This window comes from Novipirellula sp. (assembly GCF_041583735.1).
Lineage (GTDB): Bacteria > Planctomycetota > Planctomycetia > Pirellulales > Pirellulaceae > Novipirellula.
This window is the reverse complement of record NZ_JBFHFD010000153.1, coordinates 1-15,081: the sequence shown is the minus strand read 5'-3', so window position 1 is coordinate 15,081 and position 15,081 is coordinate 1. Positions and strand designations below refer to the sequence as shown.

Genomic DNA, 15,081 nt, shown 5'->3' with positions numbered 1-15,081 from the left:
CGTGCTGGACACGGCCTTGGGGGCCGCATCTTGGATTATTTTTTCGTTTGCTCATCCCTGAACGAGATAAGTCGCCAGGAAAACCTACGACATGGCCCAAAACAAGCAAGAAAAAACTGGGCAAACGCGGGGGGACTGTTGGCACCCAAACATGAGAACCGCGCTAGGCAGGGAATCGTTCGTTGGGTCAATCCATCAGGGCAATAAAGCTGCTTTTGACTCAAGTTTCGCCAGCGGCATTACGCCGCGGAGCCGGGGTTTTGCCAGCATTGAAGACCACCCCCGACACGTCGGTGTTGAAGACGGCGTTATTTTCGCTTTTCCCAGTGAATCGCCCCCCGAAACGTCAGCGGGAGACCGAATCTAGTTCCATTTTCCACTCGGGTGGTGCAAAACAGCCAACGATAAAATCACACGCGATGTATCGATTGCGGTGGCGTTAAAGTCTTCGCAACTTGTACTTTCGGCTTAAGTGGCAGGATGGTTACTGCCGATACCAACTCAAGCTGAGCGCATTTTGCTCCGCCTTTTGTACCCACGCTTTCACGACGGCAGGACAGGTTTGATGCGTACGGTAACCCTCTCAATGCTTTTATCCGCAGTCATTGCGGCGACCGCGTCTTCATTCGCGACCGCCGAAATTGCCTGGAACGAAAATCTACGCTCGGCACATGCGAAAGCACAGGCAGAAAACAAACTTCTGCTGTTGCACTTCTACAGCGATAACTGTGTTTGGTGTGATCGACTCGAAGCGGGCGCCTTCAAAGCTCCGATTGTCGATGCGGCACTGACGGAGCATTACATCCCCGTCAAAATTCACGCGGGTAAGAACCCTCAACTGGTGGAAATGTTTCAAGTCAAAGCGTTTCCAACCGACGTGATTGTGACCACCAACGGCAAAACGGTCTCGCATACGGTCAGCCCGCAAGCGGCCGATCGTTACGTAGCAATGCTGCAATCCGCTGTGCCTCAAGGGATGGCTGTGCCTCAAGGGATTCAAGCGACCGCCTCACCGACACAAAACCTTGCTGCGGAGACCCCCGCAGAGGCCCCCAAGCCCAACCACGCTCCCGCACCTCAGGTTACCGCCGCTCCGGCTTCGGCTAACCTCGCAGGCCAATTCGCCGGCGGAGCCAAAGGCATTTTGGCGGGTGCACGAACCGATGGAATGACGCTGGGAATGCCAGCCCAGATGACCGAAGAATCGTTGCCAGAACCGAGCAAGGAAGCACTGGCTGCGAGTGCCTCGGAACCACAGTCCGATTCGGTGACTGAATCCCCGAGCCCCGAAAACACGACCGGCAAACCGGATCAGCCAGGACTTGCGATGGAAGGTTTCTGTGCCGTGACCGTGATCAAAGAAGATCGCTGGGTCGAAGGCCGCCCCGATTTCGGGGTGGTCCACCTCGGCAAACTGTACTTGTTCGCAAGTGCCGATGCGATGGAAACGTTCCTTGCCGATCCCGTGACCTACACTCCCGTGCTAAACGAAATCGACGTGGTTCGCTTCTTCGAAGAACGCCGCATCGTGCCTGGCAAACGTGAATGGGGACTCAAAGACCCAACCCACAACCGCATGTTCTTCTTTGCTGACGAAGCCGCAATGAATCACTTCTGGGACGAGCACCATCGCTACACCGACGCTGCGATCAAGGTGATGAACAAAGCGGTCAAAGACGCCAACCCCGGAACCTAGGGTAGGCGGAGGTCCGATCGTAGTGGAGACGGGTGGTTAGTGCTCGATCGCGTGCACGCCGCCGGGTTCGGCGTACGATGGGCGGGTCCCGCTGAGGATCGCCATGCCTGCGGTGAACGCCGCAATCGCAACCGCCAACCAAACACAGCGTGCTGCGGGTTTGCCGAACCGACCTCGCACCGCTGCGATGCTTCGCAACTGATAGGGGCCATTCCAGGGTCCGACGGCAATCACGCTCGAAACCACTGCGAACGCAATGGCAAGCGATCCCACGAGTGGCTCGTCGTAACTCATCTAGCTTCCTCTATCTGCTCAATCGCGGCGGGCGTTTTGATCGCGGGCGTTTTGATCGCGGGGTTAATTTGAATCGCGGTGGATCAATGACATACGGTTACCGACCCTAAGAAAACGGCTCAGGCATCGGTTTGCCGCAACCGCCGCTCCAACACCCGAATTTGCACGCGTGCATTCTCGACGTCGGGACAAATTTCGACACAGCGGCGAAGCGCCGAGATCGCTCCTTCGTAATCACGAGCAAGCATTCGGCAGCGAGCCAACCCTTGCCACGCTGGATAGTGATAGCGGCAATGCCACAGACAACTTCGAAACGCCGTCTCGGCTTGCAGCGAATTATCCAGTCCTTGCCAACAGATTGCCAACTGGTGAAACGCTTCGCTGTAGCGTGGTGCTTGATCGACGAGAATCATCGTCGGTGCCAAAGCCGCTGCGTATTCGGCTCCGTCATTCAGATGCATGACTTGCAGTAGTTGTTGATGATGACGCGGCGCGGCATCACGCACCAATAGTGCGCGGAAGGAATCATCCGCAGCCAGCCGTACGCCGCGATCAGGATCCGACAATGCTTGGCCGAGCGATTCAATCGAGCTGTGGTCACCTAGCATCCCCAGCGCAAGGGCCGACGCACGTCGCATCTCGACGTCACTGCGACGCAGCAAACTGGTTAACGTCGAAGCCGAATAGTACTCATCGACCTCCGCAGCGAATTGAGGCGAATTGGCTGACGTCAGATACCGCCGATAGGCGATCGTCAATCGAGTCGTCCGCACGAGGGGAGTTGTCACAAGGAAGTCCATCAGGATGAGGAAAATAACGAATGTCAGTCGCGTGCATGTTACGCAATCGACTTGGAGCGGCAAGCGATCCCGTCATGGACCTCGGCCTCAGTGACCTCGATCACCTGTCGACCACTCCTCGGTCAACCCTCCCTGATCTTCCGCACAATAGAATCGCGAAACATCGTGATTTCGCGTACAATTTTGTTAAGTTCGTGCGAGTCTAGTTGCCACCAACGTCCTCGGCAACCAACCAAACACCAACTTATCACACTGATTTGGTTTTCTGCGGGACACTCGCGATCGAGATTTGCGGACGATTGGCAACGCCTCGATTGCAGCCCCCGTGGTCTCACCACCGCCCTGATCCAATGGCCCAACCATGGATCGGCGGTGCTCTTTTTTACCTATCCCCGCAACCATGAAACTCTTCGCCATTTTAACATCACTGGTTCTGTGGGGATCCTTTACACATTGCTCGTTGGCTGTGGGGCAGGATCCGTCCAGCGGATTAGAATCGGTTTCGCTAGCCAACCCATTTTTCGCAAAACTCTCAGCAACGAGTCGAGCGATCGTCGACGGCAAACCGCTTCGCAGCGCGGTAGCGGAACTCGCCGATCGCGTTGAAATTCCGATCGTATTGGATCGTCACATCGACCCATCGGCGGATGTCAAAGTGGGTCAAATCGGGCCAACCGTGTATGCCGGAATTCAGCAAGTGGCCGCGTCCCGAGGCTGTGTGACGATGCCCATCGCCGGCGTTCTGCTGGTCGGGCGTCCCGAGTGGGTGGACGGAACAAGCGAAGCGATCCTGTCGCTCTCGGCAGCCCCCGGATACTCGGTGTCGGCAAAAATTGACGTTCAGTGGCCTGCGGCGACGACACCTAGCGAAGCGATCGCTCGAATCGCCACTGCCAGCGGTACGACTCCGCCGGCGACCGGGCTGCCTCATGACCTCTGGCCAGCGGCGAAATGGAAAGCGATTTCCGCGGACGTGGCGTCGACACTCGTGACCGCACAATTCCATCATCCGCCCCGCCGTCAAGGATCAGAGTCAAATTCGACCGCGTCGCCTGCGACCACGAAACGCTTTGCAATTCCCTATCGGCTGGACGCAAATCGGACATCCGTGATCGCGGCGATACGCGGCGTCGACCGGCAAAGCAAACTGAAGAACGTGGGCAAGGAAATTGAGATCACCGCAACCGCCTCGGCTCATCGCGCCGGGATCGAGGCGTTCTTGACCAGCCAGGCGGCGAAACAAGCCGCCAACGTTAGCTTGGACAAAGCAAACTTGACACTGACGCTGCAGAACACTGCGGCCCATGAAGTGCTGAGCAAACTTGCCGCCGCAGCCGGCCGAGCCTGCCAAATCGAGCCGGCGGCAGAAGGTCAGTGTCGTCAATTGATTACGATGAGCATGCAGAACGCATCACTTCGTCAATTGGTCCACGAGATCGCCAAACAAGCAGGCGTCGATATCGAGTGGACCGATGACACTTTGGTGGTTTCAGCGCAGTAGAAAAGTAGGCCGGATCGCAGCGGAGCGAAGATCCGGCATCGCAGCGGCAACGAATTCACCTTCGTCGTTCCTTGCTACACTGCGATTACGGTTCGCCCCAATCTTCTTCGGTGTCTTTAAGCGACGTGGGGAGCGTGCCACCCCGACCAATCTCATATTGTCCTTCCGCAACAAATCGGTGGAATGTCGACCATTGATAGTCAGAGATGCGGTTGACACATTGGTGTTTACGCGGATTCCAGTGGATGTAGTCGACACACCGCTCAAGATCCTCTTCGTCGCGGACGGTGTGCTCCCAAAATCGTGGCTGCCAAACACCACGTTCTCCTCGTTTTCTTTGTGATGGAGTCACGACGGCTTCGGGTAGTCCGGCCGCAAGCCAAGATCCAGTGAACTCGGATTTAATTCTCCTCAGTCGAAGAGAGTAGTCCGCATCCTCGGGCGGCAGTTCCATGACGAGGTGCCAGTGGTCGGCTAACAACACGGTTGCAAAGAGTTCGAAAGGATGCGTTGTACGGACGGTGCGGATGGCTTCACGCAAGAACTGCCGTCCGCAGGCGGTCGTCAAAATAGGGCGTCGGTGGCAGGCGACAACGGTGAAGAAGTAAGTGCCACCAGGAACGAAAAATCGTTGGTATCTCGACATGCTCGCATGCCTAGCAAGAATGATTTTTACCGCGGTCCGAAATTAACCATTGCCGCAATCAATTCGGCGTAAAGGACGCGGTGATTGAGTGCACGTGAAATCGATCGAATTTCGTGAATTCTTTACAACCATTTTCCACAAAATCACACGGATTCCGAAATCGCGGCGACAACGAACTCACCATCACATTCGCATCTGCCGGATCTGCGTCGCTTTGGGCGACTTGATCCGGCCTACATCTCTTGGGCTTTGATTTCAGCTTGTCGCAGCGCCTCGACTAAACGCTGGATCTCAGCGACGGGCAATTCTTCGGTTCGTGCGGTTTCGGTATAGCCGAGTGATCCGAGCACTTCGTCGACTTGACGTTTATCCAAACGCCCTTTCATGCCGCTGACCACAACGCTGCGCAAGAACTTGCGTCGGTGAAAGAACAGAGCACGAACGGTTTCGTGAAAGTAACGCAGGTCCGGAATCGTTTCTCGCCACTCGGGTTGCGCATCCAAACGGATGATGGCCGAATCGACGTTGGGTCGTGGCCAGAAGACTTTGGGTGACAACACCCGCACGATGCTACATTTGCATAACGACTGCAACCACACGCTCAGCGCGCCATAATCCTTGCTGCCGGGCTGGGCAACAATTCGGTCACCGACTTCCTTTTGGATCGTCGCGACGACGACATCGGGGGAAGGTGTTTCGAGCATCAAGTTGCTGATGATCGGAGTGGCAACGTTGTACGGCAAGTTAGCGACCAACAAGAAACGAGCGTTCTCGCCAATGCGGCTCATCGCATCACGAATCTGCACCATCATGTCAGGACGAAGCGTGTTTTTGTTGTGCAGTGCATCGCCATGCAACAACCGCACATTCGGTCGCCATCCCAATTCTTCTTTCGCCAAGCGATGTAAGTTCTCATCGATTTCGATCGTCAACACCGCACCAGCGGCGTCGGATAATCGCGACGTCAACGAACCAACCCCGGTGCCCACTTCCAAGACGACATCGTCTTTGCGCATCTCTGCGGAATTGGCAATCAGGTCGACGAGGTTCAGATCGATAAGAAAATTCTGGCCGTATCGCGATACGGGCTGCAGCCCTGCGGCGGCAAGTCGTTTGGAAAGATACGATGCGGTTTGTCGTGGCTGGTTCACGGGATTTCAATCTTTAGGGTTCGAGAATCGAACATGCTTGGGATGCGGGCTTCCCGGAAAATTCAACATTCGGGGACAAGCTTGACGCTACTTTTTTTGTCGGGGAGAGAATCAGAGATCCGTTTAGCTGGAAACCCTTGATCCATTTGCAGTTTCGGGTCGCAACGACTCCATTGAACGCTGGACATATTTTGCCAGCACATCGGTTTCTAAATTCACGCAGTCTCCGACCACTAATTTTCCCAGAGTTGTTTGATCCAAGGTATGCGGGATCAACGCGACGCTGAAAAAATCTTTACCCGCGTCCACCACGGTTAAGCTTACCCCGTCGACCGCGACGCTGCCTTTGGAAGCAATTTGCGTGGCAAGATTTTCGGGCACGGAAAAAAATAAATTCGACCACGGTGGGTCGTCACGACGTTCATTCAACGTGGCGAGAGCGTCGACATGCCCGGTCACGTAGTGCCCGCCCAAGCGATCGCCAACCGCGAGCGACCGCTCGAGATTGACCGGGCTGTCTTGTTTCAGTTGGCCCAAATTGGTGCGTGAGAGGGTTTCGGCCCCCGCTTCGAAGCCCAAGATGTTGCCGTCAATCTCGATAACGGTCAAGCAACAACCATTAATTGCAATACTGTCGCCGATTTGGACACCTTCGCAGATCGAGGTGGCATCAATTTGGAAGCGTCGTCCGGGAGGTTCGTTTCGGATCTCCGCAATTCGGCCGACCGTTTCGACAAGTCCGGTGAACATCGTTTCGGTTAATTTTTAGGGTAAGGAAAGTTCGGAAGCTGAGATAAAGCATGCCGGTGGCGTGTCGAAGTCCGTCGTCGATTCTGTTTTTGGAGATCAGTGACGGGTAGCCACAGCGTGCCGCATTGGACAAAATGCCGGCGGTTTGCACAACGCAGCTGGCGTCGCACGCCCCCCATTTACCCAACAACTTACAAAACTTTTCGCAACTATCTCTCTCTAGCAATATCTACGAGGCCCTCTGATGACTCTGATCGAAGCAATTCACGCTCGCCAAATCCTTGATAGCCGCGGAAACCCAACGGTGGAATGCGAAGTCCTACTCAGCGACGGCGCCCACGGTCGTGCGGCGGTTCCAAGCGGAGCGAGCACCGGCGCTCACGAAGCATGGGAACTTCGCGATGGCGACAAATCGGTCTTTATGGGCAAAGGCGTCCAGACCGCAGTGGATAACGTCAACAACGTGATCTGCGAAGCTCTCGAGGGACTCGACGCGACCGATCAAGCCGCAGTCGACGCCACCATGCTCGAACTTGATGGCACTCCGAACAAGAAGAAACTTGGTGCCAACGCGATTCTCGGCGTTTCGCTGGCTGTGGCTCACGCCGCCGCCTCGTCGACCGGCCAACCCCTCTACCGCTACCTTGGGGGCGCCGGCGCACGTCTTTTGCCCGCGCCGATGATGAACATCATCAACGGTGGCGAGCACGCCGATAACGGTGTCGATATCCAAGAATTCATGGTCATGCCACTTGGTTTCGAGCGATTCAGCGACGCACTTCGATGCGGTACCGAAGTATTCCACAACCTCAAGAAAGTGTTGTCCGACAAGGGCTACAGCACCGCTGTGGGTGACGAAGGTGGTTTTGCACCGGACTTGAAGAGCAACCAAGAAGCACTCGACGTGATCATGACCGCGATCGACAAAGCGGGCTACAAAGCGGGCGAACAAGTCTTCATCGCCTTGGACGCGGCTTCGACCGAGTTCTACGATAGCTCGACCAAGAAGTACACGATCGACAAGAAAGAATTGTCGGGCGACGAAATGGTCGACTTCTTCGCCGATTGGTGCAGCAAGTACCCGATCTGCAGCATCGAAGACGGATGCGACGAAGACGATTGGGATACGTGGAAGAAGTTGACGCTGAAGCTGGGTGACAAAGTGCAACTCGTTGGCGACGACTTGTTCGTCACCAACGTCGAGCGTTTGCAACGCGGCATCAACGAAGGCATCGCGAACAGCATCCTGATCAAGGTCAACCAAATCGGTACGCTGACCGAAACGATCGACGCGATCCAATTGGCGAATCGCAACGGTTACACCGCAGTAACAAGTCACCGTAGCGGTGAAACCGAAGATGCGACGATCGCGGATTTGGCGGTTGCACTGTCGACCGGACAAATCAAGACAGGCTCGGCAAGCCGCAGCGACCGGATGGCGAAATACAACCAATTGCTCCGCATCGAAGAGATGCTCGGCGACGCGGCTCAGTACGGCGGACCTTTGTTCCCCAAGCGAGCCTAAAACGATTAGCGGTCATCCGCTAACGATGGTACCTTGAAAGCGACACTCGCTTTCATGAAGGGCGGTGTTTGAAAGAACACCGCCCTTTTTTTGTTACGAAGCAGTGCTGCAGGAGTCTTTCAGTATCGAGGCCGTTTTGACACTAGCCCCGGTTCCGCCGCTGAACCGGCACTAGCGTCCAAACGGCGACCTGAATTTCGCCCAATGATTCCTGCCGACCTGCTTAGTCCTTCAACACCAAGAGCCTGATTCACGATGCAAGTCCTTGCTGAACAACCGCTGCTGATCTCGTTGATGGTGGGCCTGATCGGGGGCGCGTTACTTTACGGTTGGACCCAAACCGGCAAACGGGCTGCCGCGATCCTAGGGCTTGTCTTCCTTTTGTTGGTTCCGGCAGTCTGGATCATTTCATCGATGATGGTCACCGATCGCGAACAAATCGAAGCGATCATTTACCAAGCGGCTGCTGCGGTCGAAGCCAATGATCACGAAGCGGCGCTACAATACATTGCCGATCCGCAGGCGAAAGCTCAGGCGGCGCAAGAACTTCCCAATTACATTTTCAGCCTCGCGCGAGTCAATCGAATCCGCAGCATCGTGATGATCGAGGGCAGCTATCCGCCGCAAGCCGATGTCGACATGAGTGTCAAAGTCGATGTCAGCAGTAAGCGAGGCGGTATCCGCGATATGCGAGTGCCACGTCGGCTGTTGCTGCAGTTTGAGAAAGGCTCCGACGATCAGTGGAAAATCGTCAAGTACGAACACATGCCGATCGCGGGGGGCCCTGATCAATTCAGCACGGGGAACTAGGCACGATTGACGCTGTGCCCAAAGTAGCCAGAACCGCGGAGGCGGCGCAGTGAAAAGTGAAAAGTGAAAAGTGAAAAGTGAGGAGTGAGGAGTGAGGAGTGAGGAGTGAGGAGTGAGGTTGGGAGTTGGGAGTTGGGAGTTGGGAGGAAAGCGAATTCACCCTCCCGGAGGGAGGGGCGGCCGCACGAAGCGGCCGGGGAGGGCTGGTGACCTAGAACGGGCACCGTCCATTTCTAACACTACGAACCCCACCGGTGAGCCGGCTACCGCCGACTCTGACCTCCCCCAAAAAAAGGGGAGGTCAAATCAGCTTGCCCTCTCCGAGCATTTTCTTGCTGGCCAACGATGAGATCGCGGCTAAAAACGCGCTCTTTTTGCTGTTTTCAAATTTTGTTTTGGCTTTCGTGATGGCTTTGACCAGACGTGTCCTGCCGCCCGCGATGATAGACGTGTCACCCAAACGTTCGGTGTTCAAAACATCGCCTCCCACGCTATCACGGAAGAAAATCAAATGGCAAAGTTCTACGTTCAATGTGGCTCGATCGAAACCATCCTTGTTGCCGAGTCGGCTGAATCGGCGGCAATGAACGCTCTGGATCAAATGCTTCAATCCCATCTGTGGATCTATGATGACAACGGATTGAGCGAGCAAGATTGCCGAGACCACTTGATGATCGAAGCGTTGTTGCACCTCGCTCCGACCGTGCGGGTCAGCGAGCAAGGGTTTAGCCGCAGCGACGCGATCGAAATTGGCACCCCAGAAACCATCGAAATGTGGCACCGATTGATGGTGGGGATGAAGCGCTTGTTCGCATCGGCGGGAATGCCGACTCGGTCCATGAGCTCGATTGGCTGCGTCCCCACGGTCGCGTTTACCGCGCCACGAGTGCCCCGTTAAGGCAGTCATGCCCAAGGCCGTCTACTCTGTTGGGTAGCGGTGCATCGCGGGGCCGCCCGCTAGCAGCGTGATAAAAACGTTCGGTTTCGACCGGGCGGCTCGCGCCGCTCCTCTATAAACCCACCCACCTCGTGCCAATGTAGATGGCCTTATGAAATTTGCATTTTCAGATCCATCCGCTGGCCGCTTCGACAGCTCTCTCGGGCGGCCGCCAGGATACTGCCAGCACAATACACGTCATCCAAATCGCTCATGTTTCGCACCAGACTGGTGACGCTGCGATAGAACTGGGTTAGCAATTGCTGACCCACCGGCAATTCTGTTTCAAGCGATTCGAGATGCCGGCCGGCATCGTCAAACCACACCAACGTTGATGGCAGATCGATAAATGCGACACCGCGCTCGCAGCAAATCTGCATCGCCGACGGAGGCCGGAAACTCACCGCTTCGTGCCAAGCCGAACGGATGTAGCTGCCGCAACTGATCTGAGCCGTCACGGGGGGCTTTGGATCGGCGCCGGCGAACTGCAGACTCATGCATTCGTAATCGGCGGGCGAGGTATGACTGAGCCCTGTCGAAACGACGCTTTGAGGTTCCCGCCCGACAACATAACGGCACCAATCAATCAACTCGATCAACTCTTCCTGCAAGGGGTTCGTCACCACCGTGTTGGGCTTGGGTGCCGCTGGATCGACTTGGACGCGTCGATGGCAAAACACGAGTCGTGGAGGCCCGAGGTGGGTGGCGATCAATTCTTTGAGCCGCAGCGTGGCGGGGGCGAATCGTTTGGGGAACTCGGTCATGAACGCCACGCCGCTGCGATCGATGACATCGCGAATTCGACTTGCCTCGACAGGGTCAAAATCGAGGTCTCCCGCCCAATAGATTGCTTTGCCGGCATCACATGCGGCCAACATCGGTAACCATCCGAGCCAACTGCGTTGGAGCACGAGGACGGCATCGATGTCACAGCGCGAGACGAGCGTCTGGTAACCGTCCACCGGATCGGCTTGGAACTCTGCGGCAGCGTTTTCCGCCAATTTTGACACCGTGCTGAAGATCGCACGCACATCAAATCGATCCTGCAGCATTTGCAACGCAGGCCGATGACGGGTTTGCCATGCATCCCCTAAACCGATCAAACCGATGCGAAGCTTCATACATAACCAATCGAACGAAAGTCGTGTTGACCACAAGAATTGATTGCAAAGCAGACACGTTGGCTGCAAAAGCGACAATCCGAACCAAAAACCGTACTAAAAATCCGTATTCCCGAAAAATTTCCAGCGTTCCATCACCCCCACCATTAGCCGGGTGCGGCAACTTGGCACACCTTTTTGGCACGCCCGAAACCGTTTGCGAACAATAGTTTAGCGTTGAGCATACCAAAATATAGAGTTGTACAAATCAAAAACGCGGATCTCGTTCAAGGTCCATTTCGAAAAAATGCGGACGTTGACCCTTGTGGCCCTCCGACTCATCCATAGAATCCTCCCAACTCGCCAAAAACACCTAACCGTCAAGCACTCGAGACTTGGGGATTAGGAGTGATTGCGAGCAAGCTTTTAGCGGGAAGAATGGCCCTCATTGGTATCGATCGATGGTTGCAATTCCCCCTCAAAAAGCTCCTCCTTAGCAAACAATCGTTTTTTCAACGCACGAACGCGGAACTTTCCTGATTCGCAATGCGGCGAGTCAACGAAAGATCAGCAAAAACGATTGCCGTCATGGAAGTCGCTAAGGCGTTCCGGTTAGGAATCTTGTCTCAACATCCTTGTGGTCTCCAAATTCATTAGTTTGATCAAGCGTTCATTGCGATGAAGGTTCGATCGGTTGGCAGAGTGCCGCCGCCCACATTGATGTACCCCGAAAACCTAGGGAGTCTGGAATGGTTTCGTTGCTTTTAGCTTTGGTCTTGTCGAGTGTGACAAGCGAACAACAGATGCAGCAGAACTACGCTTCGGTTTACAAGCAATCGATTGAAGAAAACAAGCCTTTGATGGTCGTCGTTGGCGCCGAGTGGTGCCCCGCATGTCACGTCTTAAAAGACTCGACCATCAAACAAATGGCACAAACGGGCGAATTGGACGAAGTTTGTGTCGCGGTTATTGATAAAGATCGGGATCCCGAGTTGGCCAAGCAACTCACCCAGGGCGAAAACATGTTGCCCCAGATCATTATGTTTACGAAGACCGAATCGGGTCAGTGGAATCGTCGTCGTTTAATGGGTTTTCAGCCCAAGCAACCGGTCCGTACCCTGATTCGAAAAGCCATCTTGGACCGCCAGGGCTAACTTGGACCGACGGGACTAAACCGATACCAAGGTTTGACCGATAGAAAACAATAATGGAAGCGTCAGTTGTGACTCCTGTTTCACAGCTGACGCTTTTTTTTGGGATATCGGTTATTCTGTGTGTTCATTGACCCAAAATGAAATTGGAAAGGCAGACACAAAGCATGAGCTTCTCTGAGGATTTGGACCATCTGATTCGCACCGACGAGCCCCTTTCGCCATTGGTATGGCTTGGAATCGGTGGGCCCGCGCGTTTTTTCGCTGAACCAGTCGACGAAGCAGAACTGCAACGCGTTTACCGCGAAGCCACCGAGGCCGGATTGGCGATCCGTATCCTGGGCGGCGGCAGCAACGTGCTGGTACGCGAATCGGGCTTTGACGGCTTGGTTATCTCGCTCGCCGCAGCGGCCACCAGCGAATTGGAAATCAAGGACAATCGGCTGATCGCGGGCGCCGGGGCAAAACTGTCCCATGCGGTCATCAAGTCGGTGGGGGCTGGGTTGGGCGGACTCGAACATCTCGTCGGGATCCCCGGTTCGGTGGGCGGAGCCGTTGTCGGCAACGTTTCCAACGGAGGCCGTGATATTGGATCGGTCGTCGAAAGCATCACCGTGATCGAAAGCGACGGCTCGACGCGAGAATTGAATCAACACGAAGCGGGCTTTTCGCACCGCAAAACGGCGCTGAACGGGCTCGGTGTATTAAAAGTCACCTTCGCGCTCGAACCACGCGACGTTTCAGCACTGACCAAACGGATGCAAAAGCTCTGGATCAGCCGAAATGCGGACCGTCCGAGTGAACAGCGACGGATTGCGACGCCGTTTGTCGATCCCGATGGAATGCCAGCAAACACGCTGATCCAAAACTGCGGGCTGGCGGGGGTGCGTGAGGGAGATGTTTCACTTGATGCCAACCATCCTCAATACTTGATCGCTCACACCGGCGCCACCAGCGAACAATGCTTGCGTTTGATCGAGCGAGTACGTGAACAAGTGCTGCTGCAAACCGGGATCGACTTGCAATTGAATCTGCAGATTTGGTAGAGAGGTGGGTTAGCTAGTCGCGTTGTGATTGGCTTTACAGCGTTCGATTGGCCATTCGGCTGGCGAACGCAATGCATTTCGCAACGAATCAACAATGGATTGTAAGAGGCAAGTACGGTGGCGATGAAATCGAATCGCGAAGACCGCCCCCGCCCGATTCGCGATATGATCCGGCGGCTGATTGTGGCTCCCGCGTCGCTCTCCTTTATCTGGCCCGTCTTGCTGATTGTGGGCGGCTATGTCGCCTGGGATCGCTGGGGTGCCGAGCATGTCGCCAATAAGTTCTATGGCGTGCAGCTCAAAAACATCCAAGTGACCGAGCCTCCGGGCTTCATTCGCACCGACATCCCAGGGACGGTATTTCGCGATACCGCGCTCGACCAACTTTCGCTTTTGGACGTGCAAGCCACTGCAAAAATTGCCTCCGCTTTTGCGACCCACCCGTGGGTCAGCCGTGTGATCAGTGTCCGCAAACTGCCCGGCGGCAAAGTCGATGTGCATCTGGAATACCGACGCCCCGTGGCGATGGTGCACGTTTTCAAACCCAACCAAGCCGATTCGGGCAGCTACTTTTTCCCGATCGATGGAACCGGAACTCTACTGCCGACCACCGAGTTCGCCCAATCCGAAACGCTCGACTACATCCACATCGAAGTCCCTGACGTCTATCCGACCGGAGTGGTGGGGGGACCATTTGGCGACGTTCGAGTCGAAGCGGCAGCTCGCTTGGCAGGCGTTTTGTCGCCCGTGCAAGAACAAGCCAAAGTCCGTGCGATTGGCGTCCATGGTGACACCCGACAAAATATCGTGCCGCAGTTGGAAATCACGACCACCGACAATCGGCGACTGTTCTGGGGCAGCCCTCCGGGACTCGAAGAGGGAGGCGAACGCACGGTGGAAATGAAACTGCACGCGCTGATGAGCGGCGAAGAGATTACCAATGGCGATCTGCGGCTGGCCAAACGAACTCGCCTGGAGTAAACCAGACACGCGGGTCCGCCAGTATCGACGCAGCCAGTATCGCGACCGCCAGAGTCGACACCGCCAGATTTGAGGCATCGCGTTTTGCAGCACGAGCCTCACTGCAATCCACCGATTCCGCCGACAGTCGTGGCGACTTTCGCTACGACTTGGGTGTTGCTCGAATGCGCTGCGTATTGCGAGCGGAGCTTCGCATCAACGTGGTGCGACACTGGTGAGCGATGAATCATGCGGCCGCGATTCAATGACTCCCATTTGCTGCAGGTGTTGGTTCACTAGCCCCCACTCACTTTGAGTCAAACGCGGCTTTTCCAACTCCCAAAACAGAGGGTCGTTGACCATCAACATCGCCAACGACCGAGGCGTATCCTCGACTCGCGGACGCAGCATCCGAATGGTTTCGCCGAGACGCGCTCGCTGCTCGAGCTCGAGATCGGTGGCCATCATCCGCTGGACCATCGGAATGATGGGTGTCCCCCAGCGAAGCAATTGCTGCTGAGCCGAGATCCGCGTGTTTTGACGTGACGAACGCAATTGTTCGACACAGCGAACGACTTCGGACAAGGGGATTCTGGGAAGCCTATCATGATGCGCCAACACGGCAACATGAATCTGATCCGACAACTCGGCAATCGAATTCCCTCGCAACACTCGCGAGGTCAAGTCGGCGTAATGCAGATCAAAGACTTCGGG

Annotated in this window: 16 protein-coding genes; 8 read left to right on the top strand and 8 right to left on the bottom strand. The window is 55.5% G+C overall.

Translation table 11 applies throughout. The features are described 5' to 3' along the window. Positions 1–586: 586 nt before the first annotated feature. Entirely contained in the window at positions 587–1,696 is a 1,110-nt protein-coding gene (locus ABX962_RS13600; protein WP_372720256.1) for a DUF255 domain-containing protein, read from the top strand. Positions 1,697–1,732: 36 nt separating this feature from the next. Here the strand turns inward: ABX962_RS13600 and ABX962_RS13595 are convergent, their stop codons facing one another. Together ABX962_RS13595 and ABX962_RS13590 are read right to left on the bottom strand one after the other, a co-directional pair. Then, the gene (locus ABX962_RS13595; protein ID WP_372720254.1) at positions 1,733–1,990 is read right to left on the bottom strand and encodes a hypothetical protein; all 258 of its coding nucleotides are present in this window, start codon (positions 1,988–1,990) and stop codon (positions 1,733–1,735) included. Between the two features lie 119 nt (positions 1,991–2,109). Further along, the gene (locus ABX962_RS13590) at positions 2,110–2,778 is read right to left on the bottom strand and encodes a HEAT repeat domain-containing protein (RefSeq protein WP_372720252.1); all 669 of its coding nucleotides are present in this window, start codon (positions 2,776–2,778) and stop codon (positions 2,110–2,112) included. 412 nt (positions 2,779–3,190) lie between these two features. Between ABX962_RS13590 and ABX962_RS13585 the strand changes: the two genes are divergently transcribed. Continuing rightward, positions 3,191–4,291, top strand: a complete 1,101-nt coding sequence (locus tag ABX962_RS13585) for a hypothetical protein (protein ID WP_372720250.1) — start codon at positions 3,191–3,193, stop codon at positions 4,289–4,291. Positions 4,292–4,376: 85 nt separating this feature from the next. On the opposite strand, the gene ABX962_RS13580 is transcribed toward ABX962_RS13585, so the two are convergent. The 3 genes from ABX962_RS13580 to ABX962_RS13570 all read right to left on the bottom strand — a co-directional run bounded on the left by ABX962_RS13580 (position 4,377) and on the right by ABX962_RS13570 (position 6,838). Beyond that, positions 4,377–4,937, bottom strand: coding sequence for a transposase (locus tag ABX962_RS13580; protein ID WP_372720248.1), 561 nt, complete (start codon positions 4,935–4,937; stop codon positions 4,377–4,379). A gap of 233 nt (positions 4,938–5,170) precedes the next feature. Beyond that, entirely contained in the window at positions 5,171–6,088 is a 918-nt protein-coding gene (rsmA, locus tag ABX962_RS13575; protein WP_372720246.1) for a 16S rRNA (adenine(1518)-N(6)/adenine(1519)-N(6))-dimethyltransferase RsmA, read from the bottom strand. Between the two features lie 123 nt (positions 6,089–6,211). Then, positions 6,212–6,838 carry a riboflavin synthase gene (locus tag ABX962_RS13570; protein WP_372720244.1) on the bottom strand — a complete coding sequence of 209 codons (627 nt, stop codon included), beginning with the start codon at positions 6,836–6,838 and terminating at the stop codon, positions 6,212–6,214. A gap of 244 nt (positions 6,839–7,082) precedes the next feature. Here ABX962_RS13570 and eno point away from each other — a divergent pair, with 244 nt between their 5' ends. Both eno and ABX962_RS13560 read left to right on the top strand, forming a co-directional pair. After that, positions 7,083–8,363 (top strand): phosphopyruvate hydratase, encoded by a 1,281-nt coding sequence (eno, locus tag ABX962_RS13565; protein WP_372720243.1) that lies wholly within the window; start codon positions 7,083–7,085, stop codon positions 8,361–8,363. A gap of 255 nt (positions 8,364–8,618) precedes the next feature. Beyond that, positions 8,619–9,173: a hypothetical protein gene (locus ABX962_RS13560; protein ID WP_372720241.1), complete on the top strand. Its 555-nt coding sequence runs from the start codon at positions 8,619–8,621 to the stop codon at positions 9,171–9,173. A 301-nt stretch (positions 9,174–9,474) separates the two neighbouring features. Here the strand turns inward: ABX962_RS13560 and ABX962_RS13555 are convergent, their stop codons facing one another. Continuing rightward, complete coding sequence (locus ABX962_RS13555) at positions 9,475–9,648, bottom strand: hypothetical protein (protein ID WP_372720239.1); 174 nt, start codon at positions 9,646–9,648, stop codon at positions 9,475–9,477. Positions 9,649–9,684: 36 nt separating this feature from the next. On the opposite strand from ABX962_RS13555, the gene ABX962_RS13550 reads away from it, so the two are divergent. Further along, positions 9,685–10,071, top strand: a complete 387-nt coding sequence (locus tag ABX962_RS13550) for a hypothetical protein (RefSeq protein ID WP_372720237.1) — start codon at positions 9,685–9,687, stop codon at positions 10,069–10,071. 149 nt (positions 10,072–10,220) lie between these two features. Here the strand turns inward: ABX962_RS13550 and ABX962_RS13545 are convergent, their stop codons facing one another. Continuing rightward, positions 10,221–11,231 (bottom strand): Gfo/Idh/MocA family protein, encoded by a 1,011-nt coding sequence (locus ABX962_RS13545; protein ID WP_372720235.1) that lies wholly within the window; start codon positions 11,229–11,231, stop codon positions 10,221–10,223. 728 nt (positions 11,232–11,959) lie between these two features. On the opposite strand from ABX962_RS13545, the gene ABX962_RS13540 reads away from it, so the two are divergent. The 3 genes from ABX962_RS13540 (at position 11,960) to ABX962_RS13530 (ending at position 14,388) form a co-directional block, all read left to right on the top strand. After that, positions 11,960–12,364, top strand: a complete 405-nt coding sequence (locus ABX962_RS13540; protein WP_372720233.1) for a thioredoxin family protein — start codon at positions 11,960–11,962, stop codon at positions 12,362–12,364. 164 nt (positions 12,365–12,528) lie between these two features. Further along, the gene (locus tag ABX962_RS13535; protein WP_372720231.1) at positions 12,529–13,407 is read left to right on the top strand and encodes a UDP-N-acetylmuramate dehydrogenase; all 879 of its coding nucleotides are present in this window, start codon (positions 12,529–12,531) and stop codon (positions 13,405–13,407) included. 123 nt (positions 13,408–13,530) lie between these two features. Next, a complete protein-coding gene (locus ABX962_RS13530; RefSeq protein ID WP_372720258.1) occupies positions 13,531–14,388 on the top strand; it encodes a cell division protein FtsQ/DivIB in 858 nt (285 codons plus the stop codon). 195 nt (positions 14,389–14,583) lie between these two features. On the opposite strand, the gene ABX962_RS13525 is transcribed toward ABX962_RS13530, so the two are convergent. Continuing rightward, positions 14,584–15,081 (bottom strand): hypothetical protein (locus ABX962_RS13525; protein WP_372720229.1); only part of this gene is annotated, 498 nt, incomplete at its 5' end.

What these genes read in the sequence shown, in the direction of transcription:
- ABX962_RS13530 (WP_372720258.1), top strand. Translation starts at nt 13,531, where the DNA reads ATGAAATCGAATCGCGAAGACCGCCCCCGCCCGATTCGCGATATGATC.
- ABX962_RS13570 (WP_372720244.1), bottom strand. Translation starts at nt 6,838, where the DNA reads ATGTTCACCGGACTTGTCGAAACGGTCGGCCGAATTGCGGAGATCCGA.
- ABX962_RS13600 (WP_372720256.1), top strand. Translation starts at nt 587, where the DNA reads ATGCTTTTATCCGCAGTCATTGCGGCGACCGCGTCTTCATTCGCGACC.
- ABX962_RS13550 (WP_372720237.1), top strand. Translation starts at nt 9,685, where the DNA reads ATGGCAAAGTTCTACGTTCAATGTGGCTCGATCGAAACCATCCTTGTT.
- ABX962_RS13580 (WP_372720248.1), bottom strand. Translation starts at nt 4,937, where the DNA reads ATGTCGAGATACCAACGATTTTTCGTTCCTGGTGGCACTTACTTCTTC.
- ABX962_RS13585 (WP_372720250.1), top strand. Translation starts at nt 3,191, where the DNA reads ATGAAACTCTTCGCCATTTTAACATCACTGGTTCTGTGGGGATCCTTT.
- ABX962_RS13545 (WP_372720235.1), bottom strand. Translation starts at nt 11,231, where the DNA reads ATGAAGCTTCGCATCGGTTTGATCGGTTTAGGGGATGCATGGCAAACC.
- ABX962_RS13535 (WP_372720231.1), top strand. Translation starts at nt 12,529, where the DNA reads ATGAGCTTCTCTGAGGATTTGGACCATCTGATTCGCACCGACGAGCCC.
- ABX962_RS13540 (WP_372720233.1), top strand. Translation starts at nt 11,960, where the DNA reads ATGGTTTCGTTGCTTTTAGCTTTGGTCTTGTCGAGTGTGACAAGCGAA.
- eno (WP_372720243.1), top strand. Translation starts at nt 7,083, where the DNA reads ATGACTCTGATCGAAGCAATTCACGCTCGCCAAATCCTTGATAGCCGC.
- ABX962_RS13560 (WP_372720241.1), top strand. Translation starts at nt 8,619, where the DNA reads ATGCAAGTCCTTGCTGAACAACCGCTGCTGATCTCGTTGATGGTGGGC.
- ABX962_RS13595 (WP_372720254.1), bottom strand. Translation starts at nt 1,990, where the DNA reads ATGAGTTACGACGAGCCACTCGTGGGATCGCTTGCCATTGCGTTCGCA.